Origin of the sequence: Pseudomonas sp. JV245A, assembly GCF_032424515.1 — a bacterium.
Taxonomy (GTDB): Bacteria; Pseudomonadota; Gammaproteobacteria; order Pseudomonadales; family Pseudomonadaceae; genus Aquipseudomonas; species Aquipseudomonas protegens.
The window spans coordinates 1-4,294 of sequence record NZ_VYKE01000258.1; the positions used below are offsets into that span (position 1 = coordinate 1).

General features: G+C 46.3%; 3 protein-coding genes. All 3 read left to right on the top strand.

All coding sequences use genetic code 11. The features are described from left to right. The first annotated feature begins 753 nt into the window (after positions 1-753). From F6S12_RS30055 to F6S12_RS30065, 3 genes are read left to right on the top strand one after another with little or no spacing between them, the layout of a single operon-like run. Positions 754-1,809 (top strand): PP2C family protein-serine/threonine phosphatase, encoded by a 1,056-nt coding sequence (locus tag F6S12_RS30055; RefSeq protein WP_315869711.1) that lies wholly within the window; start codon positions 754-756, stop codon positions 1,807-1,809. Positions 1,810-1,822: 13 nt separating this feature from the next. Next, positions 1,823-2,869: a serine/threonine-protein kinase gene (locus tag F6S12_RS30060; RefSeq protein ID WP_315869712.1), complete on the top strand. Its 1,047-nt coding sequence runs from the start codon at positions 1,823-1,825 to the stop codon at positions 2,867-2,869. Then, positions 2,866-3,936, top strand: a complete 1,071-nt coding sequence (locus tag F6S12_RS30065; RefSeq protein ID WP_315869713.1) for a serine/threonine-protein kinase — start codon at positions 2,866-2,868, stop codon at positions 3,934-3,936. The genes F6S12_RS30060 and F6S12_RS30065 overlap by 4 nt, the downstream gene beginning before the upstream one ends. The last annotated feature ends 358 nt before the right edge of the window (positions 3,937-4,294 follow it).

The following is a 4,294-nucleotide window of genomic DNA, read 5'->3' on the forward strand; positions in this document are numbered from 1 at the left end:
CGCGGGTTTCCGACCCCGTGTTTCAATGAAAGCCTCAGGGGCCCCCGGCAGACCACGGGAGAAGCTCCTGAAGTTCGCTGGAGGGATTGGTGCTACCGGGGAGCGGGGATCGTATCTGATCAAAATGCGGTGTAACTCGTGTAACCGGTGTAATAGGATACTATAAGTTATTGAATTTATTGTGTTTTATTTGAGCTACACCGATCTGAGGCACCAATTTTCAAGCGTGTAACTGAGTCAAGTCGTGTAACAGTTTCAGATGAAAGCAGGGCGCTCCAACTGGTTGACCGCCCGTTAGTAATTGTTAGCCGTCGGTAATCATCTGGCATCAGGCCGTCAGTTGCGCCAGCAATTTGCGGGCAGTCGCAAATGACTGCTTTCGGCCAAGAGCGGATTGTAGGCCCTCTCCGGACAACTGCCCGAGCGACTTTGAAGGCGCCTCGCCTGGCTCGGGCTCGAAGGTCTCTCTTGATCGACTTGTTTAGAGAGTAAGCCCGGGGTGACCATCGGCCACTCAGGCAAAGAGTGTTTTAAAGCGAGGACTCACCGCAAAGGTCACTCATCGCTGATTTTGGTGCATGGGCCTGACTCGAATATGACCTGCTACGGTTTCGAGAGAGCCTTCAATTCCCATGACACTGGGGGAGCTGTCGGCTAAAATTTAATCGCGGAAAGCGCTCTAGCTAATGTATGGCGTGAAAGCATGAGAGGGCGTATATATCTGATTTCCAAAAAAGGAGCTCCGCTAATCTAATGCATCCATTTCAGGAAAATTTGCAGACATGGTTGTCTAGAAAACTCGCTAGTAGTGAGCAGAACCATTGTTATGAAGTCCCGCTGGTGTTAGCTACCGACATTGGTTTGGTGCGGACAGAGAACCAGGATCGGGCAGCAGCTTTGTACACGGGGAAAAAATCAATCAACCCATTATTTGTGATTGCTGTTGCAGATGGTATGGGAGGCATGAGAGATGGTGGAATTTGTGCAAACTTGGCATTGTCCAGCTTTTTCCACGCAATAATCCAGTATCGAAATCTGGATATTCGAGCTAGAGCTACCGAAGCAATAAAAGAAGCTAATAATCAAGTTTTCGACAAATACAGAGGTGGGGGCGGTTCAACTCTTACTGCTGTGTTGTTTGACTCACTTGGTACCAAGATTATCGTTCATTTAGGCGATACGCGAATATATACTTTCGGCCCTAACAAGAAAGTAGAACGACATACGACTGACGACTCTTTAGCCGAAGCTGTTGGCGGCATCGGACGGGAGCTACTTCAATTTGTCGGAATGGGCGAATCAATGCAACCCAAAATATCCGAGATCACTCATCAAGCAGGTTTTTGCGCAATTACAACTGATGGTATCCACGGCATTGAAGAAAGAACCCTTAACAAAATATTAGCTAACTCGGAGAGTATTGAGCAAGCCTCCGATCGATTAAGCGCTGTTTCAAAGTGGTGCGGTGGAATTGATAATTCTACTTCCGCAATATTTGACATTTCTGAAATATCTTCATCGATAACTGAATATGAAAGCAGCGGCATTCGTGTTTGGGATTCCGGCGGGGATTTAACTACTCTTTGGCTTCGCGAGGAGGATCACGCATTTAACATCAAGCAAGCTCGAAACATTGAAGCAGAGGAACTTAGAAGAAAGCCGAAACACGACTCGCAGCTTTTGGAAGAGTCAGCGGCGAAACCTGTCAAGAAGTCGCGATCTAATACGGGGCGCTCGAAAAGCAAAAAACAAGATGGCAACTACCAAGAGAAAATTCAGCTCGATATAGAAATTGGAAACTCAGACTAACAAGGAGAAGTCAGTGCTGATAGCAAATAGATATAAAACTCTCGAGACATCTGATAGGGGTGGGATGGGGGAGGTTTTATATTGCGAGGATCTACACTTGCAAAGGCAAGTTGTTCTTAAGCATCTTCAGCCGGGGGTGGAGGCCCGGAGGCTGCTTGACGAACAAAAGGCATTGTCGAAGTTGAGATCAAAGCATGTGGTTCAGCTTTATGACATTGTGACTATTCCGGGAAAAGAAACTCCCCATCCCGCAATTGTCCTTGAGTTTATCGATGGGGAAACACTAAAAGCTGGATCTTTTTCAGCCAGCACTGAATATTTGAATGTTATATGGCAGATTTCATGTGGCCTGACCGACATTCACTCTCAAGGGATCATTCACAGAGATATAAAGCCGGGTAACATAAAAGTCGATGGCGAAGGGGTTGTCAAGATTTTTGATTTTGGATTGTCGAGAAATGATTCAGCGGCAGAGACGAAAAGTATAATAGGCACCCCAATATTTATGGCTCCGGAGTTATGGGGTGATCAAACAATTGCGTTTAATTCGTCAATTGATGTGTACGCATTTGGTGTAACTTGCCTAGCGCTACTCACGTCTGACCCCCCTTCTAGGCTAAGAATGCACCCCCCCTCCCAACCGACATGGGAAAGTTTTTCGAGCTCCTTTGTAGGTATACCGGAAGAAATAACAAAAGCACTGCATCTATGTCTTTCCGGGGATAATAATGTTAGACCCACCATGTTGGATGTCAAACTTCTACTAGAAAAACATCTCCTCAAAGACCGGCATCGTGCTGTAGTTGTTCTGAATGGGAAACCAAATATACTTGATTGCAACAATCGTAGAATAGCACTCAATGCATCTGTCGGGAGCCTAACGATAGATTACGATGGTTTAAGCTTCAAGGTTACAAATGTGACGGGCGCTGTCTATATGAATAACACGTCAATATCTGTAGGGGCAGAGATTCCGGGCTGCTGTGTTCTTACTTTCGGGACTGGTAGCGCGAGAGTATTCGTGACCTTTGATGTTTCAAATCCAGAGGTGATGCCATGAATTTGGGAGATGTTATTTCAGAACGGTATAGAGTAGAGCGTCATATAGGACGTGGAGGTATGCAGGACGTTTATTTGGCGCATGATATGGTGCTGGACGCAAGTGTAGCATTAAAAACGCCACAAGCAGGGCAACCGGATAAGCGCTTTAAAAGCAGTGCGAAGATTTCCGCGAGAGTAAATCATCATAACGTTGCGAAAACTCTTGACTACGTTGAAGAGAATGGAGAGCTATTTCTCATAGAGGAATACGTTGACGGTGTAAACCTTGATGATCGACTAAAGTCATTCGGAGCCATCGATCCTCATTTAGCAGCTAGGATATTTTTACACGCATCAAAAGGTGTCGCCGCTTCACACCACGCGGGGGTAGTACATCGTGATTTGAAACCGAGTAATATCGTGGTGGAGCATGGTGTAAATCTTCACAAACTTAAGATTACTGACTTTGGCATCGCTACTCTCACTGAGGAAGTATTCGACGAGGCGGCGAGGGAAGGAGATATAACTAGGTCTACGTCGGGTACAATCAGAGGGGCGCTACCTTACATGGCTCCGGAAATGATGTTTAGACAAGCTGGAGAGCATCCAGGAAAATCTGTGGATATTTGGTCTCTTGGTGCAATGATGTTTCAAATACTCACAGGGAAGGTACCCTTTGGTGTTTATTTGCAAGCAGCTGTTAACGTCCAAAACAGAAATAGAGAGCCATGGCCCTCTTTTATGATTAGTAATCCACAGTACAAAAATCTTTCACAGCAATTGCAGTCTATAGTTGAGAAGTGCCTCCAGTACAACGTATCGGATCGCCCCACAGCTGACGAAATTGTTGAGGATATTTCCGAGCTGTGCTTTATCGGTGTTGAAAGAAAAGTAGGAAGTGTCGGAAATTTAATTCAGAACGGTTACAGTGGATTCATTGATGGCGAAGATGGAGGAACGACTTTTTTTAGCCAAGAAAGTGTTTACGGCCTACGGTCCTCAGCAAGCCGGGGTAATAAAGTGTGTTATTCAAGCTTCCCTGGGAGCCCACGTGATCGTGGCCACCCGATAATTGTTGTAGAGTAGTCAATCAACAGTCCAAGTCGCTTACCGACTTGGATTGTTTGTTTCCCCAAGCATTGCTCATGTGACTCTAACGTCCGCTTCTAGCCTTTTCTGCCTATCGCAAGAGGCCGCAAGTGACCAAAAGCAGACAGTCGATGTTCGCGGGTCTGGTTTCGACCGATCCATTGAGCATTGGAGCTTGCGCTTTAGACGGCTATGGCCAGCATTGGAGTCTGGCGCCTCTCTCAGGGCACTCACTTTCGCAATATTTTACGCGACCAGTCTTGTGATCCCGTTCCTCATCCTATCGCTTACTGATAAAGAGCCGCCAAATAGATGGCTTTTGGGAGGATGGGTGATTAACATCGGGATGCCTCGT